1 pseudogene is annotated in these 257 nt (G+C 55.6%); it reads left to right on the top strand.

Going from position 1 to position 257, the window contains the following annotated elements:
- A pseudogene (locus tag HMPREF2959_RS12190) lies at nt 1-257 on the top strand (hypothetical protein); the annotation flags it as partial.

Below are 257 nucleotides of genomic sequence, written 5' to 3'. Positions count from 1 at the left end.
TGCGGACTGCCGGTTGAGCGCGACGCCAACGCCACCAACAACGACGCCGTTACCGCCGCCCCCGACAACAGCAACAACGGAATCAACACCAAACACCTGCCGTCAACCTGCCGCGATGCGGCATCTGCCATTTGCACAAGAACACCACGCGCCGATTTCAAACATTTTCAAAAAATCAGCCGTTACCGAGTATTGCCCGAATCACGGCACATGGCCGAAAAACTTCGTCATTCCCGCAAAAGCGGGAATCTAGTTCG

Origin of the sequence: Neisseria sp. HMSC070F02 (genome assembly GCF_001814225.1) — a bacterium.
GTDB classification, from domain to species: Bacteria; Pseudomonadota; Gammaproteobacteria; order Burkholderiales; family Neisseriaceae; genus Neisseria; species Neisseria meningitidis.
The sequence above is the reverse complement of the archived record's forward strand: the minus strand, read 5'-3'. Positions and strand labels throughout refer to the sequence as shown.